The following is a 17,662-nucleotide window of genomic DNA, read 5'->3' on the forward strand; positions in this document are numbered from 1 at the left end:
CCTAGACAATATATTTCTTTACAATCTATTTAGCATAACCATATACGTGTATTGGTTAAAATAGATACATAAATAGCAAGTATTCACCTCGAAAAAATTTCATTGGAGGCCGTGTATATGAGTAAAATTAGAAGACTTTTTGTAGAAAAGAAGGATGCCTTTGCTGTCGAAGCACATGGCTTGCTGGCAGACCTGCGCAACAACCTCGGTATGAGCAATCTTACCGGTATGCGTATCGTTAACCGCTATGACGTGATGGGCCTGAGCGATGAGGAATTCGCTATGGCTAAGCAGCTTGTGCTGTCCGAGCCGCCTGTCGACAATGTCGTAGAAGAGGAGCTGCCGCTGACTGCAGGCGAAGCTGCCTTTGCCGTAGAGCTGCTGCCCGGTCAATATGACCAGCGCGAGGATTTTGCCGAACAATGTATCCAGCTGATTACCCAGAAGGAGCGCCCGATGGTTGCTGCCGCTAAGGTATATGTGCTGGAAGGCGAGCTGACTGCGGAAGAAGTTGAAAAAATCAAGGCTTACTGCATCAACCCGATTGAAGCACGTGAGGCTGAGCAGGCTAAGCCTGAAACCCTCATCAGCACCTGCGAGGAGCCGGAAAAGGTTAAATCCGTTACCGGCTTCCTGACCATGTCTGAGGAAGAAGCAGAAGCATTGCGTCAATCCATGGGCCTGGCTATGAGCCTGGATGACCTGCTGTGGTGCCAGAAATACTTCAACGAAGAGCACCGCGAACCGACTATTACCGAAATCCGTGTGCTGGATACCTACTGGTCCGACCACTGCCGTCATACTACCTTCATGACGCAGATTGAAGATGTAGATATCGTTCCCGGCACCTTTACCCAGCCTGTACAAGAGGCTTATGACAAATATATGGCTGCCCGTGACGAGGTTTACGGTGAAGACACCGAGCGTCCGGTAACCCTGATGGACATTGCCGTAATCGGCATGAAGAAGCTGCGCAAGGAAGGCAAGCTGGCTGACCTTGACCAGTCCGAAGAAATCAATGCATGCTCTATCGTTGTGCCTATCGAAATCGACGGCAAAACCGAAGAGTGGCTGGTAATGTTCAAGAATGAAACCCATAACCATCCGACCGAAATCGAACCGTTCGGCGGCGCTGCAACCTGCCTTGGCGGTGCAATCCGTGATCCGCTGTCCGGCCGTTCCTATGTATATCAGGCTATGCGTGTAACCGGCAGTGCCGACCCGCGCACCCCGATCAGCGAAACCCTGCCCGGCAAGCTGCCTCAGCGCAAGATTACCATCGGCGCAGCTGCAGGCTACAGCTCCTACGGCAACCAGATCGGTCTGGCAACCGGCCATGTACAGGAATACTATCATGATAAATTTGTTGCGAAGCGTATGGAAATCGGCGGCGTAATCGGCGCTGCTCCCCGCAGTGCAGTTCGCCGTGAGCGTCCAGCTGCCGGCGATATCGTAGTGCTGCTGGGCGGCAAAACCGGTCGTGACGGCTGCGGCGGTGCAACCGGTTCCTCCAAGGAGCACACCGTTGACTCCCTCATGAGCTGCGGCGCAGAGGTACAGAAGGGCAATCCTCCGACCGAACGCAAAATCCAACGCCTGTTCCGCAACCCTGCCGTAACCGCAATGATCAAACGCTGCAACGACTTCGGTGCAGGCGGTGTATCCGTTGCTATCGGCGAACTGACCGACGGTCTTGTTATTGACCTCGACAAGGTTCCCAAGAAATACGAAGGCCTGGACGGCACCGAGCTGGCTATCTCCGAATCTCAGGAGCGTATGGCTGTTGTTATCGCTGCCGCTGACCGCGATGCCTTCATCAAATATGCTGACGAAGAAAACCTGGAGGCAACTGTTGTTGCCGACGTTACCGAAGAACCGCGCCTGGTTATGTTCTGGCGTGGCGATAAAATTGTTGACCTGTCCCGCGCTTTCCTCGATACCAACGGCGTTGCACAACACACAAACATCGTAGTAAGCGAAGAAAAAGAGGACAACGTATTCGAGCAGGTTCCTGCCGAAGTAACCTCCGCTGCTGACCTTGAGGCTGCATGGCTGGCTAACCTCGGCCGTCTGAATGTCTGCAGTGAAAAGGGCCTGTCCGAGCGCTTTGACAGCACCATCGGCCGCGGTACCGTAATGATGCCGTTCGGCGGCAAAACCCAGCTCACTCCGAGCGAGGGTATGGTAGGCCGCATTCCTGTGCTGCACGGCAACACCACCGCAGCCAGCGTAATGGCCTGCGGCTATAACCCGAACGTTGCCTGCTGGAGCCCGTTCCACGGCGCAATGTACGCTGTAACCGAATCCATAGTTCGTGCTGTAGCATTGGGTGCTGATCCCGCTAAGCTGCGTCTGACTCTGCAGGAGTACTTCCCGAAGCTGCATGATGCCAGCAGCTGGGGCCAGCCGTTCAGCGCACTGCTGGGTGCCTTCACCGCACTTGATGCTCTGGACCTGCCGGCAATCGGCGGCAAGGACAGCATGAGCGGTACCTTCATGGACAAAACCGTTCCGCCGACACTCGTTTCCTTCGCTGTAGGCGTAATCGACGGCAACAAGGCTGTATCTGCCGACTTCAAGGCAGCAGGCGACAAGGTAATCTTCCTGTCCTGCCCGCGCAACAGTGCCGAAGTACTGGACTTTGCAGCGCTGAAGGAAAACCTGACCGCTGTACACAAGGCTATGGAAGCAGGCAAGATTGCTGCTGCTGCCGCTGTTAAAGAGGGTGGCGTAGCTGCACTTGTTACCACCATGAGCTTAGGCAACGAGCTTGGCTTTGAATTCATCAAACCGTTCCACGATACCGACAGCCTCTTCACTCTGCAGCCCGGTGGCATGGTTATCGAGCTGGCAGCAGGCGTTGAACCGGAAGAGCTGTTCGAAGGCCTTGATTACATGCTGCTCGGCCACACTACTGCCGAAGCAGGCATCACCATCAACGACACCAAGATTGACGCTGCGAAAGCCTTTGCCGCATACCGCGAGCCGCTGCTGGGAATTTTCCCGGACGGCACTCCGAAGGCAGAGGAGCCTGCTGACATCGCTATGCCGCTTTACAAGAGCGAACTGACTTTAACCGCTCCGATGAATATCGCCAAACCGCGCGTATTCATCCCCGTATTCCCCGGCAACAACTGCGAATACGACAGCGCCCGTGCTTTTGAAGCTGCAGGTGCTGAAGCTAACACCTTCATCGTGCGCAACCTTACCGCTGCTGCTATCGAAGAATCCGTAGAAGCAATGGTTAAATATATCAACAACTCCCAGATCGTGATGATTCCCGGTGGCTTCAGCGCCGGTGACGAGCCTGACGGCAGCGGCAAGTTCATCGCTACCATGTTCCGCAACCCGCGCATCAAGGAAGCAATCAGCGACCTCTTAGAGAACCGCGATGGCCTGATGCTGGGTATCTGCAACGGCTTCCAGGCATTGATTAAGCTCGGTCTCGTTCCGTACGGCGATATCCGCGACATGACCAGCGATGCACCGACCTTGACCTTCAACAACATCGGCCGCCATATTTCCCAGATTGTTACCACCAGAGTTGTTTCCAACAAATCTCCGTGGTTCAGCCTGTGCGAGCCCGGCGAAGAGCATGCAGTTGCCGTATCCCACGGTGAAGGCCGCTTCTACGCTCCTGAAAGCACTATCAAAGAGCTGTTCGCTAACGGCCAGGTTGCTACCCAGTATGTAAATGCTCAGGGCGTACCTACCATGAACACTCCGTTCAACCCTAACGGCAGCCTGTATGCTATCGAAGGCATCACTAGCCCCGACGGACGTATCCTCGGCAAGATGGGCCACAGCGAGCGCTTTGCTCCGGGCCTGTTCCGCAACATTGCGGGCGACAAGGATCAGAAGATTTTCCTGTCCGGCGTAAGCTACTTCAAATAAGCTGAGGCTTAATACCGACACAATAAAACGCTCTGCTGACCGCAAGGTTGACAGAGCGTTTCTATATGTTTATATGTATATTTTGGCTATCCTCAAAAACCGTACAATACTGTACAAAACGTACAAACGCAGGCGGGGCAAGGCTTTGCGCATGTACGGTTTTTGTAATAGTGTACGGTTTAGACGATTATGCTATAATATACATATAACAAAAGAGTGGAGGCGTATACAATGCTGGGTGCAATTATCGGCGATATTGTCGATTCACGTTTTGAATGGGATAATTATAAAGCGAAGGATTTTGAGTTTTTGACAAATGACTGCTTTTTCACAGACGACAGCGTAATGTCTTTGGCGTTATGTGAGGCGCTTTTGGAGAGCAAGCCTGATTTCAGCGATTTGCGCGAGCAGGCTGTAGCAAAAATACGTGCCTTTGGTGATGCATATCCTGATGCCGGTTATGGCAGAACCTTTTCCTGCTGGCTTTATTTTGGCGACCCGCAGCCTTATAACAGCTATGGCAACGGTTCGGCAATGCGCGTGAGCGGTGTTGTCTATGCTGCGAATACTATGGAGCAGGTCAAACAGCTTTCGCTGATGGTTACGGACGTAACGCACAACCATCCGGAGGGCATTAAGGGAGCGGAAGCAACTGCCGTGGCAGCCTTTATGGCTAAGCAGGGCGCAGATATGCAAGCCATCAGGGATTATATTGATGCCAACTATTATCCTATGGACTTTACGCTCGACGGCATCCGCGATTCCTACATGTTCAACGAAACCTGTCAGAATACCGTACCGCAGGCATTGATGGCCTTCTTCGAGTCGACAAGCTATGAGGATGCAATCCGTAATGCTATTTCGATTGGCGGCGACAGCGACACACTGGCAGCAATCACCGGTGTGGTAGCAGAATGCTACTACGGCATTCCGCAAAAACTACGGGAGCAGAGCATAAGCTATCTGGACAAAAGACTGCTTGGTGTATTGCAAGCTTTTGAAGAAAAGTATCCGCCGAAGGCTGTAGGGGTATAAGTATATAAAAATGCCGTACAAAAAACGCAGGCAGGACAAGGGCTTACTCGTGTACGTTTTTTGTTTTCTGTACGGTATTTATCTTTAAATACAGAATGCCGCATATAAAGGAATAATAAGCTTATTATCCTCCTGAGCAAAATTCTTGGTAGAAAGCTTGATAGCATATGCAGGCTCAAACCTGTCCATATACAGCTTCAAGCTTTTGGCCCTGGTGTTATCGGCAGCTTTTACTTCAATAGGAATTAGCTTGCCTTCGCGCTGAATGATAAAGTCAATTTCAGCGCCACGGTCCGATTCCCAATAGTATGTCGTATAATCATTAATTTTCAGCTGATTATGCACATAATTCTCCGTCATGCCACCCTTAAAATCATTAAGTTCATCCACCATATAAAGAATATCGTTAGCAATGATATCTTTCTTGGCGCATAACAAGCCTACGTCTGACAAATAAATCTTAAAGGCATCAATATCACGATAGTTGGCCAAAGGTTTTTTGATTTGCTCAACCTTATAAACCTGGTCAACAATACCAGAAAGAATAAGCCATTCTATCGCGTTTTCAAACTCAGCTGCCCGCGCACCGCTTTTTATCAGCTTATATTGAAAACGGGTATTCTTCTTGGAAAGCTGCACCGTTATATTATCATACGTAAGTCTGGTCTTTTTTATTTCATTTTCAGTATTGTACTTGCTCATATCATTAAGATAGCTTGCCAAGATAGTATCCTGAATATGACGAACAAAGACATAATCTTTCGTCTTGCTGAAGATCATCACTGCCTCCGGCATACCGCCCACAACAAGATATTGGCGATATAACTCTAAGGCTGATTGGTGTAAGGCTGCAGGCATAGCAGTTTTATCTGTAAAGCAGGCCTTGATTTTCTCCAACAGGTAGCTTTCATCCAGCGCCAAAAGGAATTCTTCCATATCCATAGGGTACATAGTAAGCATATCAACCTTACCGACAGGGAAGGAGTAGGTTTTGCGGTTAACTGCGACACCTAAAAGGCTTCCCAGAGCGATAATATGGTATTCCGGTGCCTGCTCGCAAAAGTATTTTAACGAGGTGAGAGCGCGTTCGCAAAGCTGTACTTCATCGAAGATGATGAGTGTTTTTTCCTTGATGATGCTGGTACCTGCTATATGCGATAAAACAGGCAGCAAATACCCCGGCTCTATGTTTTCCTCAAAGGTTGCGTTTAATTGTGTGTTGGTTTCAAAGTTAAAATATGCTACATTTTCATAGTTGTTACGTCCGAATTCCAAAACAGAGAAGGTTTTGCCTACCTGTCTGGCACCTTGCAATAGAAGTGGTTTGCGGAAAGGACTTTCTTTCCATGCAAGTAGTTTCTGTGATATTTTTCTATACATATTTATCACCTCCGGTAGTTCTACATATATTATAAAATTCTTTCGTGTCAAAAACAACACATTTCCGCAAAATATTCGTGTAAAAATACGTGAAAAAATGCACTTTTTTTACACTAAACTACACGAATACAAAAACACCTCTAAAACGCAGAAATGAGAAGCGGTTTTAGAATACACAAGAGTGTTATCATATACTCAGAGTATTCGATAAGCTATATCTTGATAAAGCGCGCACAGCTCTTGCCCGTATGCTGGATTTCGCTGTCTACGATTTGCATTATGACATCAGCGAATTCTTTGAGCTTTTTCTCGCTTCCGGTATCGCCAGACGCTTCGAGCAGGGGGATTTCACTATCCTCGCCGGTATGTCTGGCGTGGAGCTTGCCTATACGGTTTTAGAGAACGTGGGACTGGCGCAGGAGCGCATTAAGCCTGATTATCCGGTCAACCGCAGTGAGGAATACTGGACAGGCTGGGCACTGGCCTACTATCAGTGGCAGACGGCGCTGAGTTTTGCGGAGATTAACCGCTACGTACCTATTAAAACTGTGCTGAGCCTCTACAATCCCTATCACGAGATGGATATCCGCCATTTTACGGAGAAGATGACGGAGCTTTATAAAGAAGCGAAAAAGGATACGAACCTGAAGCTGTTGCGCCAGAGGGCAGAGCTGACGCAAAGGGAGCTGGCGGAATTGGCAGAGGTTCCGCTGCGCACTGTTCAGCAGTATGAGCAGCGACAGAAGAATATTAACCGCGCGCAGGCAGAAACGCTTGCCAGAATAGCCAAACAGCTTTATTGCAATATCGAGGATTTACTGGAGAAGGTCTAACTTAATACAAAAACCGTACACAACAAATAAAACCGTACAGCCCCAAAGCCTTATGCAGCAAGAGGTTGTACGGTTTATACGCTTTTGTACGGTTTTTAGAGAGTGCTCAGCCATTATAGAAAAAATAGCTGATGAGTGCCACCTGCAGGAAGAAGATGAGCGGTACGCCGAAGATGAATTTCAAATGCTGTGTCTTATGGCGGAAAAGCTGCATGGCGATAAATGCGCCTGCGCTGCCGCCGAGCGCTGCCAAAACCAGCAGCACTATTTCCGGCACACGCCAGCTGTGCAGCTTGGCGAAGGCTTTATCCGCACCGTAGACGACAAAGGCGGTGCAGTTGATGAAGATCAGGTAATAATATAAAAAGCTGTGCATGGTTCATACCCTCACTTTCTCCTGTTCAGCTGCTTTACTCCAGCAGCTTGGCGATATCCGGCAGGGGAGCGACGCTGCGCTTTAAAATACTGTGCATATAGGCAATGGCAATGCCATAGTTGGTCATGGGGACGTTCTGCGCTGCAGCACGCTCGCTGCGGCTTTGCATTTCGCGTTCGTTGAGCATGCAGCCGCCGCAATGCACTACGAGCTTATATTGTGACAAATCCTCGGGGAATTCCGTGCCGCTGCTGAAGCAGAATTCAGGCTCCGCTTTGGTGAAGCTGCGAATCCAGCCGGGAAGCTTTACTGTGCCGATGTCCTGACATTGGCGGTGGTGCGTACAGCCCTCGCTGATTAGTATCTTATCGCCATCCTTGAGCGTATCGAGCACACGCACTGCCTCTACGGCTGCGCTGAGCGTGCCTTTGTAGCGCGCCATAAGGATGGAGAAGGAGGTGAGCGGAACTGTGGGCGGCACAATTTTGCTGACTGCGCCGAAGGCCTGGCTGTCGGTTACGACGAGCTTTGGTGGGAAGGCAAGGCGTGCCAGTGCTTCCGCCAGCTCGCTTTCCTGCACGGTTACGGCAATGCCCTTGTTGTCGAGCACGTTGCGCAGTACCTGCTGCTGCGGCAGGATGAGTCTGCCCTTGGGTGCGGCGCTGTCAATCGGCGTTACGAGCACTACGATGCCGCAGGGCTTGATTAAATCGCCGAGCAGCTGGCGTTCTGCCTCACGCGGGCGCAGGGCGGCGATAGCCTCCTTCAGCTCGTTGATGTTGCGGTTGGCAAGGGCGCTGACGAGGAAGCATTGCTTGGTGAGCTTCATGGACTCCATGGTGAGCAGTGCCTGGCGCATTTCGTCCAAAAGCTCTACCTTGTTCAGCACAAGGATGGAAGGCAGGTTTTTCGCCTGCAGCTGCTGCCACAGTGCTTTATCCGCCTCGCTGAGGCCTACGCTGGCATCTACAACGAGCAGAGCTATGTCGCACTTATTAAGCACCTGCTGAGCCTTAGCAATACGCTGCGCGCCCAGCTCGCCCTCATCATCGAGGCCAGGGGTGTCGATAATCATCACCGGGCCGAGGGGCAAAAGCTCCATAGCCTTATATACAGGGTCGGTAGTGGTGCCCTTTTGTTCGCTGACAATGGCAAGCTCCTGGCTGGTGATGGCGTTGATCAGGCTGGACTTGCCGGCGTTACGCTTACCGAAAATACCGATGTGGATACGTTCGGCAGCGGGAGTTGTATTCAATGACATGGTGGGTTCTCCTTTGCATATATAAGAAAAAATATACCATAATGAGGCCTATATTTCGGAGAATACAGTGTCCTTACGGTCAGCAAAAATTACGGCCACTCATTTCGTGTGGAACCAAGACGAAGCGGCGCAAAACTCGCGCTATGCTGACAAATACTACTATAAAAATCAGGCGTAGCGCTCAGACATTGCGCCCCTTCTGTGGTTCCAGACACTCATTCGCTGTAATTTTTATTCCCTTCACGACACTATATTCTCCTGTTTTTACGTTGTAGTTCTAGCTAGATTTTTAAATAACTTTTGGTTCAACATGGTACATGCTTAGCTTGGATAGCAAAAAAGGCTGCAGTACTTTCGCACTGCAACCTCATTGTTGCAAATTATTTCACAAGCTCCATTTTGGGGTTAGGATTGTATTTGCGGCCGGCCTTAGCGCAGTCCTTGCCGTCAACCTTAACGATATCAGCAGTATAGTTGATGTTGCCGTCGAAGAAGGAAGAACCTACTGCATAGGTATCAACAGGCACGCCCATTTCCTCAAACGCTGCTACGCGCTCAGCGTCAAAGCCGCCGGAAGCGATAATCTTAACGTGGTTAAAGCCTTCGGCATCCAGCGCACGGCGAACGTTGCAAACAAGCTCCTTGCAAACACCGGTCGGTTTAAAGGTACCGATTTGAGTCCACAGGCTCTTGTCAACCATGCTGCCGGAGGTATCCAGACGCACGCCTGCGAGCTTTTTGCCCAGCTTGCGGGCAACAGCCAGAGAAGTATTTACGCAGTCATTGTCAAAGTCAACCAGAGCGATACGTGCGATAGACGGGTCAACATATTTATCAAAGGCTTCGGTAGCAGCGACAGTATCACCCTTATAGGAAGCAATCAATGCATGGGGGATAGTGCCCAGGCCCTTGCCGCCTGCTGCCAGCGCATTAGCATCGGTAGAAAAGCCGTGGATGCCGCCAACCAAAGCTGCATAGCCGTCGGATTCCTGAGTCTGGTAAATATCATAACGTGCAGGGAAGAAGAGCACCGGCTTGCCGTTGGCAGCCTTCACTACGCGGCGAACATTGGTGGCAATGCGGCTCTGGCGTGCCAGAATACCCAGATAAAGGGTTTCCAGATGCGCAAAGTCAGCGTAATCGCCTTCGATAGTCATAACGGTTTCCCATTCGTCAACCTCTTCGCCGTCACGCAGGGAATGAATTTCGATAGTTTCCGGATGGAAAGCGCATTGACGAATCAGAGCAATGACCTCGTCGGTACCGCAAACAACAACATGGTCACGGGCGAACACCTGCATCAGCACACGCGGATGATAATTATCACCGTTCAAAATCTCTTCGGAACGCATAAAATATGCGTCAGTATAATAACCTTCTTTAATTTTTTCTACAGGAAAGCTAAAGCTTTCAACAGGTCTTCTTGTAGTCATTTGATGAGCCTCCCAAAAATTTCTCACGAATTTTACTCTTTGCGAGAACATTAACTATTGATTGTAGTTAAAAATATGATACAATATAAAGGCTATGATAGCAAGCCTTTTTCGCAAAAAAATTCCGATTAGCTATATTTCCGATACAATATAGATGGTGATACATATGCAAAAAACACGAAAAAAATATACTGTGCTCCTGCTTTCGGCACCCATAGGCTCCGGACACAGGCTAGCAGCCGAAGCGCTGGAGCAGGCCTTCGCCGACCGTCCGGAGGTTGAGGTCATCCACGGCAACATTTTCGACTTCTTCCCGCAGCTTCTGGGCAAGGCCTTTTTAGGCACCTACCTGTGGATTTTAAAATGCTGCCCGTGGCTCTACAAGCTGGCCTACAGCTGGGGCAACAAGCAGGGCGGCTCCTTATGGCTGCGTGAGCTCTTAAACCGCCTCTTGGCACGCTTAGGCGGCAGCTACCTGCGCAGTGTGCAGCCCGATGCTGTAATCGCTACGCACGCTACGCCTGCGGGCATTATCGGCTATTATAAAAAGCAGCATCCCGACCTTTGGCTCGGCGCTGTGGTGACCGACTTTACGATTCACCGCTGGTGGGTTTGCGACGGCGTGGATACCTACTTTATCGCCGACGAGCTGCTGCGTGATAAGCTAGAAACAACTGCTGACATTCAGGCTACGGGCATTCCCGTGCGCCAGCAGTTTATGATTAAGCACGACAAGCAGAAATGCCGCGAGTTCTTCGGCTGGGACGAAAACGAACGCGTCTGCCTTTTGATGGGCGGGGGCGAGGGCCTGCTGCCGATGTCCGAGATAATCACGGCGCTGCAGCGCGCCGCTCTGAAGAACCTGCGCGTTGTCGCTGTTACCGGCCATAATGAGGCGTTGGCAGCAAAGCTGCAAGCCAAATACGGCGCTACAGCCGAAATTTACGGCTTCCGTGAGGACGTACCGCAGCTTATGGCCGGCGCTGATATGATTATTACCAAGGCCGGCGGTCTGACCTCTGCCGAGGTGCTGGCGAGCGGACTGGACCTTTTAATCTACAAGCCGCTGCCGGGGCAGGAGGAGGGCAACGCCGCCTTCCTGCAGCAATACTGCGGCGCTCTGGTGGCACGCTCTACCGACGAGCTGGTGCAGCACATCAAAAACAGCACGGTAAGCCCGCGTGAGGCAGCAGCCTGCAGCGAGCATGCCCATCCTTTGGCAGCACAGCAGATTGTCGATTACGTTATGCAAAGACTGCAAAAATAAAAATTAATAAGCAGCGGACTCCTTCAGCCGAGGGAGTCCTTTTTGCTGCGTGGCGCGGTTTTGCGCACTTTTAGCAGTATGCTTTCCAAGAGTTTTGACTGATAATTTCTTCCATTGTATAATTAATTTACTTGACCAATACGAATTTCATCATTATAATGTAAGAAAATCGCATATTATGAAGGCTGTGGCATGAAGTTCCGCTCTGACTGCATAATCATGTAGAGAAAACAGGAGGAGTGTGACCTTATGGATACCTTATATCTTGCTGCAATCTGCGCTGCTGTCCCCGGGTTGGGACGCAGCAGAATCCCTGCTTTAATCAACGCTTTGGGCAGTGCCCGCGCCGTTTTTGAGGCTGATGCTGCCACACTTACAGCGACAGGACTTTGCACGCTGAAGGCGATTCACAATTTTCTTGGCAACCGCGATGCACGTATGCCGCAGAAAATTGATTACTTCTGCCGTCATCATGGCGTGGAGCTCTTAGCGTATACGGACGCTGCTTATCCGCAGAGCTTGCAGAACCTGAGCGACAAGCCTTTGGTGCTTTATATCAAAGGAAAGCTGCCCGAGGCTCCTTACGCCTTGGCGATAGTCGGTTCACGTCGCTGCACGGAATACGGTGTGCGTGCTGCCGCCTGCTTTGCGCAGGCGATGACGCGCGAGGGTATACCCATTATCAGCGGCGGTGCCAAGGGCATTGACACGGCGGCGCACGAGGCCTGCCTGCAGGCCGGAGGGACGACGGTGGCAGTGCTTGGCTGCGGGCTGGATATTGCCTATCCGCCGGAAAACGCCAGACTGTTTGCCCGCATTGCCGAACGCGGCGCGCTCGTGTCGGAATACCCGCCGGGAGTACCGCCCATAGCAGCCAACTTTCCTGCGCGCAACCGCATCATCGTCGGTCTGTCACAGGCAGTGCTGGTAGCAGAGGCAGGCAAGCGCAGCGGCGCTGTAATTACGGCGAACATTGCTGCAGATGAGGGACGCGAGGTATATTGCGTACCGGGGAATATTTTCGACGGCAGCAGCATTGGCTGTCACGAGCTTATCCGCACCGGTGCCAAGCTGGTGGATATGCCACAGGATATTTTAGACGATAAAAGAAGCTGGCAGCAGGCGATGAACCGCCGCATAACCCAGCCAAGTATTTTTGACTGTGCACCGCAGGAGCCAAAGCCTGCACCGGCACCGGTCACAACTGAATTAGGAGCGAAGCTGCTGGCACTTTTGCAGGCAGGAGCGCTTTCTTTAGAAAAGCTGACGGAGCAGAGCGGAGCTGCTTTTGCTGCCGTGAGCATGGAGCTGCTTGACCTGCAGGCCGCCGGACTGGTGGCTACAGACCAGGCGCAGCGTTACTACCGTAAGTAGGAGGAACACAAATGGCAAAGACTCTGGTTATCGTGGAATCACCTACGAAATCCAAGACTATCGAAAAATTTTTAGGCAAAAACTATACTGTTAAGGCTTCTATGGGACACTTGCGCGACCTGCCGAAAAGCACCCTGGGTGTAACCTTTCTGCCGGACGAGGAGCATGCAAACGAATTTGAGCCGAAATATATCAACATCCGCGGCAAAGGCGATTTAATCAAATCTTTGAAGGCTGAAGCCAAAAAAGCCGACAAAGTCTTGCTGGCAACTGACCCTGACCGCGAGGGTGAAGCAATCAGCTGGCATCTGGCATTTATTCTGGGCATTGACCCGACATCTGCCTGCCGCATTGAATTTCATGAGATTACCGCTGCTGCTGTCAAGGACGCTATCAAGCATCCGCGCTGCATTGATATGGATATGGTTGATGCACAGCAGGCACGCCGCATTTTGGACCGCATCGTAGGCTATCAGCTGAGCCCGCTACTGTGGCGCAAAATCCGCAAGGGATTGAGCGCCGGCCGCGTGCAATCCGTTGCTACCAAAATTGTTGCCGACCGCGACCGTGAAATTGAAGATTTCGTGCCGGTAGAATACTGGACACTGCGCGCCAAGCTGCGTGAAAGCAGCAAAGCACCGCTGTTTGAGGCGGAAGCAGTGAAATATAAGGGCAAAAAGCTGGAGCTGCACACCGAGGCAGAGGCAAGAGCAGCGGAGGAAGCACTTTCCAAGGCTGATTACATTGTAAGCGACGCAGTGAAGAAGGAACGCAAGCGTCACCCCGTACCGCCGTTTACTACCTCCAGCATGCAGCAGGAGGCCAACAAAAAGCTCAACTTCAGCGCCAAAAAGACCATGATGCTCGCACAGCAGCTTTATGAAGGTGTATCGCTGGGCAAAACCTCCGTCGGCCTTATTACCTACATGAGAACCGACTCCGTGCGTCTGGCAGAGGTTGCCATTAGCGAAATCCGCGACTATATCAAGCAAAACTTCGGCAGCGAATTCTGCCCGGCGAAGGAAAACCATTACAGCACCAAAAAGAACGCTCAGGACGCACATGAGGCGATTCGTCCGACCAGCGTCATGCGTACCCCGGCCGAAATGCAGGAGTATCTTACTGGCGACCAGCTGAAGCTGTATACGCTCATCTGGAACCGCGTTGTTGCCAGCCAGATGACGGACGCTGTATATGACGTTACCACATTGGCAATTGATGCTGCCGACTACCAGCTGCGCGCAACCGGCTCCGTACTGAAATTCCCGGGCTTCTTGCAGCTGCACAGCAAATATGATGACAAAGAAAAGGATGCAAAGGTTCCTTACATTGAGCCTGGCACAAAGATTGTCCTTTACAAGCTCATGCCGGCAGAGCAGCACTTCACCGAGCCGCCTGCGCACTTCACCGAAGCAACTCTCATCAAGGAGCTGGAGGAGAAAGGCATCGGCCGCCCCAGCACCTTTGCACCTACCATCGTTACACTGCTTACCCGCGGTTACGTTGTCAAAGAAGCCAAAAAGCTGCTCGTTACCGAACTTGGCATTATGACCGTGGATATGCTTACCGAATATTTTAAGGGACTCATCAACATCGGCTTCACCGCCCAGATGGAGGAAAAGCTGGATGAGGTTGCAGAGAAGAAGCACACCAAGGACGAAGTTCTCAGCGAATTCTATGGTCCCTTCAAAAAGGATCTGGACCACGCAGGCGTGGTAATTCCTATCGTCGAAATCCCGCTCGAGGTATCCGACGTTCCCTGCGACAAGTGCAACGACGGCACCATGATGGTTATCCGCGAAGGACGCTTCGGCAAGTTCCTGGCTTGCCCCAACTTCCCCAAATGCCGCAATACCAAGCCCATTCTGCACCCGATTGGTGTTAAATGTCCTAAGTGCGGTGCCGATATCCTCGAACGCAAGAGCAAGACCGGCAAGGTATTCTATGGCTGTGAAAAGTATCCTGAGTGCGATTACACCACCTGGGACAAGCCGCTTAACGAAGAATGTCCGGACTGTGGCGCTATGATGGTAGAGCACGTGGAGCGTAACGGCAGCAAGCGCAAGTTCTGCAGCAACCCGGAATGCTCCAAGGCAAGACCGGTATATGCTTCCAAAACCGCTGCAGCAAAGACTACGGAAGCTAACACAACCGCAACCAAGAAAACTACGGCGGCTAAAAAGACTACCGCTAAGAAAACGACTGCTACCAAAACTGCTGCGAAGAAAACCACTGCAGCTAAAAAGACTACCGCCAAAAAAACTACTACAACTAAGAAAGGCAGCAACGAATAAATGACTATCTCTCCTGTACACGTAATCGGTGCGGGCCTGGCAGGCTGCGAAGCCGTTACCCAGCTCACACGCCACGGTATCCCTGTAATCCTGCACGAAATGCGTCCTGTAAAAAGTGACGAAGCACATAAAACCGCATATTTTGCCGAGCTTGTCTGCAGCAACTCCCTGCGCGCAGGCAATATTGAAAACGCTGTCGGCCTGCTGAAGGAAGAAATGCGCCGTTTAGGCTCTCTCATCATGCAAAAGGCTGACGAGCATCAAGTGCCTGCCGGCGGCGCTCTGGCTGTTGACCGCGACGGCTTTGCCGCTGCCGTAACCGAAGCAGTAATGGCTAATCCGCTCGTTACTGTCATCCACGAAGAGGTGACCGACCTGGAAAGCCTTGAAGGCACTGTCATCGTAGCCAGCGGCCCGCTGACCAGCGACGCGCTTTTCGCCAATATCAAAAAGCTCCTGCAGTCTGATTATCTGCACTTCTTTGATGCCGCAGCACCGATTGTTACCGCCGATTCCCTGGACTATGACAAGGTTTACCGTGCCTCCCGCTACGACAAGGGCGGCGCCGACTACCTCAACTGCCCCTTCTACACGAAGGAGGAATACGTTGCCTTCTGGGAAGCTCTCTGCAATGCGGAAAGCGCTCCCGTAAAAGATTTTGAGCATGATGTATTTGAAGCCTGCATGCCTATCGAGGAAATGGCAGCAAGAGGCGAGGACACCATGCGCTTCGGTCCGCTGAAGCCTGTAGGCCTCATTGACCCGCGTAACGGCAAGGAAGCATATGCAGTAGTGCAGCTGCGTCAGGATAACGCCGCTGCTTCCCTTTATAACCTGGTAGGCTTCCAGACACATCTCAAATGGCCGGAGCAAAGACGTGTTTTCGGCATGATTCCCGGTCTGGAGAACGCAGAGTTCGTCCGTTTCGGCGTAATGCACAAAAACACCTATCTGAATTCGCCGCAGCTTTTGGATAAGCACTTCAACCTGCGCAGCAACAAGCGCTTCTACTTTGCCGGACAGATGACAGGCGTAGAAGGCTACGTTGAATCGGCAGCCTCCGGCCTGATGGCCGGTTTAGCTGCTGCCAGAGCGATATTGGAGCTGCCGGAGGTAGAATTCCCCGACGTAACTGCGCACGGCGCTTTGGCCAACTACATCAGCAATCCGGCGATTGAAAACTTCCAGCCGATGAACATCAACTTCGGCCTCATTCCGCCGCTCACTGTACGCATCCGCAAGAAAAGAGAAAAGAACGCTCAGATTGCAGCACGCGCATTGGAAGCACTGGACGGGGTTCTGCTCACGCTTAAAACTGAACAGGCATAAATTTCAGCCTGTTATCTCTGAAATATGCTGAGAAAGCCAAAAATATTTTTAGAGAAAGACAGTATGTGTCCTCCCTCTATGATAAAATTTGCTTATAGCCGGTGGCAAAACGTTTGCTTAAGAGAATGATTGTGCTATAATAAGCTTAAAGAGATTTTCTTACATCAGCCGCTTTGCAAATTTCATGGCAGGGAGGAACTAATAATGACAGATTTACGCATCGCAAAGGATCGTTTGCTTTATATGTATTCGCGCCTGGTAGACGGCAAAATGCTCTACAAGAAGGAGGAGGCCCAACGCTTTGGCTGCTCCTTACGCTCTATTCAGCGCGACATAGAAGACCTGCGGTCCTTTTTGCATGAGCAGAACGAAGCAACAGGAATTGTGCAGGATTTGGTATATAACCAGAAGCTGGGCGCTTACCAGCTTGTACCGCCCTCACGCAATCTGCTGTCCAACGAAGAGGTTTTCGCCACGCTCAAAATACTGCTGGAAAGCAGGGCCTTCACCAAAAAGGAGCTTTACCCGATTATTGATAAGCTGATTGACTGCTGTATCCCCAAAACAGAGCAGCAGCGTGTAAGCGAGCTTATAGGCAACGAAAAGCTGCTTTATGTAGAGCCGCAGCACAAGGACAAATTCCTGAAGAAGATGTGGGAGCTTAGCGGCGCTGTGCGCGAGCAGCAGGAGGTAACGATTACCTACCGTCGTACTGATGGCGTGCAGGTGCAGCGCACTGTGCAGCCTGTAGGCATCATGTTCTCCGAATTCTATTTCTATCTGATTGCCTTTCTTACGCCTAAAGATAAGCAAAAGGTAAAGTTTGAGATTGAGAACGATCCCTTCCCGACAATTTACCGCATCGACAGAATCAAAGGCTTTACGGTTACAGACAAGCATTTTGCTGTACCATATGCCAAACGCTTTGAAGAGGGCGAGTTCCGTAAGCGCATCCAGTTTATGTACGGCGGGCATCTGCAACGACTGCGCTTTTACTTCAAAGGCAGCTGCTATGAGTACATTTTAGACCGACTGCCAACAGCTAAGGTTGTGCAGGAGGACGAAAAGGGTACGCTTATCGAAGCAGAGGTCTTCGGCAAGGGCATTGATATCTGGCTGAAGAGTCAGGGCGAGCTGATTGAGGTTGTATCCCGACAGGAGCTGGCAGTAAATTAAGCTGAAAAAA

The 17,662-nt window shown here is 51.1% G+C and carries 12 protein-coding genes; 8 read left to right on the forward strand and 4 right to left on the reverse strand.

Annotated features, from left to right (window positions below; genetic code table 11):
• Nucleotides 1–117: 117 nt before the first annotated feature.
• Together BN587_RS09005 and BN587_RS09010 are read left to right on the forward strand one after the other, a co-directional pair.
• Nucleotides 118–3,894, forward strand: coding sequence for a phosphoribosylformylglycinamidine synthase (locus tag BN587_RS09005; RefSeq protein ID WP_021720791.1), 3,777 nt, complete (start codon nucleotides 118–120; stop codon nucleotides 3,892–3,894).
• Between the two features lie 231 nt (nucleotides 3,895–4,125).
• Nucleotides 4,126–4,929 carry an ADP-ribosylglycohydrolase family protein gene (locus tag BN587_RS09010; protein WP_021720792.1) on the forward strand — a complete coding sequence of 268 codons (804 nt, stop codon included), beginning with the start codon at nucleotides 4,126–4,128 and terminating at the stop codon, nucleotides 4,927–4,929.
• A gap of 84 nt (nucleotides 4,930–5,013) precedes the next feature.
• Here BN587_RS09010 and BN587_RS09015 read toward each other — a convergent pair whose 3' ends face one another.
• On the reverse strand, nucleotides 5,014–6,309 hold the full coding sequence (locus BN587_RS09015) for an ATP-binding protein (protein ID WP_021720793.1): 1,296 nt from the start codon (nucleotides 6,307–6,309) through the stop codon (nucleotides 5,014–5,016).
• Between the two features lie 248 nt (nucleotides 6,310–6,557).
• Between BN587_RS09015 and BN587_RS09020 the strand changes: the two genes are divergently transcribed.
• Nucleotides 6,558–7,142 (forward strand): helix-turn-helix domain-containing protein, encoded by a 585-nt coding sequence (locus BN587_RS09020; protein ID WP_021720794.1) that lies wholly within the window; start codon nucleotides 6,558–6,560, stop codon nucleotides 7,140–7,142.
• 106 nt (nucleotides 7,143–7,248) lie between these two features.
• Here the strand turns inward: BN587_RS09020 and BN587_RS09025 are convergent, their stop codons facing one another.
• The 3 genes from BN587_RS09025 to BN587_RS09035 all read right to left on the reverse strand — a co-directional run bounded on the left by BN587_RS09025 (nucleotide 7,249) and on the right by BN587_RS09035 (nucleotide 10,212).
• Entirely contained in the window at nucleotides 7,249–7,518 is a 270-nt protein-coding gene (locus BN587_RS09025) for a DUF1294 domain-containing protein (RefSeq protein WP_021720795.1), read from the reverse strand.
• A gap of 34 nt (nucleotides 7,519–7,552) precedes the next feature.
• Nucleotides 7,553–8,779 carry a [FeFe] hydrogenase H-cluster maturation GTPase HydF gene (hydF, locus tag BN587_RS09030; protein WP_021720796.1) on the reverse strand — a complete coding sequence of 409 codons (1,227 nt, stop codon included), beginning with the start codon at nucleotides 8,777–8,779 and terminating at the stop codon, nucleotides 7,553–7,555.
• 380 nt (nucleotides 8,780–9,159) lie between these two features.
• The gene (locus BN587_RS09035; RefSeq protein WP_021720797.1) at nucleotides 9,160–10,212 is read right to left on the reverse strand and encodes a nicotinate phosphoribosyltransferase; all 1,053 of its coding nucleotides are present in this window, start codon (nucleotides 10,210–10,212) and stop codon (nucleotides 9,160–9,162) included.
• Between the two features lie 166 nt (nucleotides 10,213–10,378).
• On the opposite strand from BN587_RS09035, the gene BN587_RS09040 reads away from it, so the two are divergent.
• The 5 genes from BN587_RS09040 (at nucleotide 10,379) to BN587_RS09060 (ending at nucleotide 17,652) form a co-directional block, all read left to right on the forward strand.
• Nucleotides 10,379–11,479, forward strand: a complete 1,101-nt coding sequence (locus BN587_RS09040) for an MGDG synthase family glycosyltransferase (RefSeq protein ID WP_021720798.1) — start codon at nucleotides 10,379–10,381, stop codon at nucleotides 11,477–11,479.
• Between the two features lie 249 nt (nucleotides 11,480–11,728).
• Nucleotides 11,729–12,853, forward strand: a complete 1,125-nt coding sequence (gene dprA, locus BN587_RS09045; RefSeq protein ID WP_021720799.1) for a DNA-processing protein DprA — start codon at nucleotides 11,729–11,731, stop codon at nucleotides 12,851–12,853.
• A gap of 11 nt (nucleotides 12,854–12,864) precedes the next feature.
• On the forward strand, nucleotides 12,865–15,147 hold the full coding sequence (gene topA, locus BN587_RS09050; protein ID WP_021720800.1) for a type I DNA topoisomerase: 2,283 nt from the start codon (nucleotides 12,865–12,867) through the stop codon (nucleotides 15,145–15,147).
• A complete protein-coding gene (gene trmFO, locus BN587_RS09055) occupies nucleotides 15,148–16,476 on the forward strand; it encodes a methylenetetrahydrofolate--tRNA-(uracil(54)-C(5))-methyltransferase (FADH(2)-oxidizing) TrmFO (protein WP_021720801.1) in 1,329 nt (442 codons plus the stop codon).
• A 204-nt stretch (nucleotides 16,477–16,680) separates the two neighbouring features.
• On the forward strand, nucleotides 16,681–17,652 hold the full coding sequence (locus tag BN587_RS09060; protein ID WP_021720802.1) for a helix-turn-helix transcriptional regulator: 972 nt from the start codon (nucleotides 16,681–16,683) through the stop codon (nucleotides 17,650–17,652).
• Nucleotides 17,653–17,662: the final 10 nt, after the last annotated feature.

Origin of the sequence: Phascolarctobacterium succinatutens CAG:287 (assembly GCF_000434895.1) — a bacterium.
Taxonomy (GTDB): domain Bacteria; phylum Bacillota; class Negativicutes; order Acidaminococcales; family Acidaminococcaceae; genus Phascolarctobacterium_A; species Phascolarctobacterium_A succinatutens_A.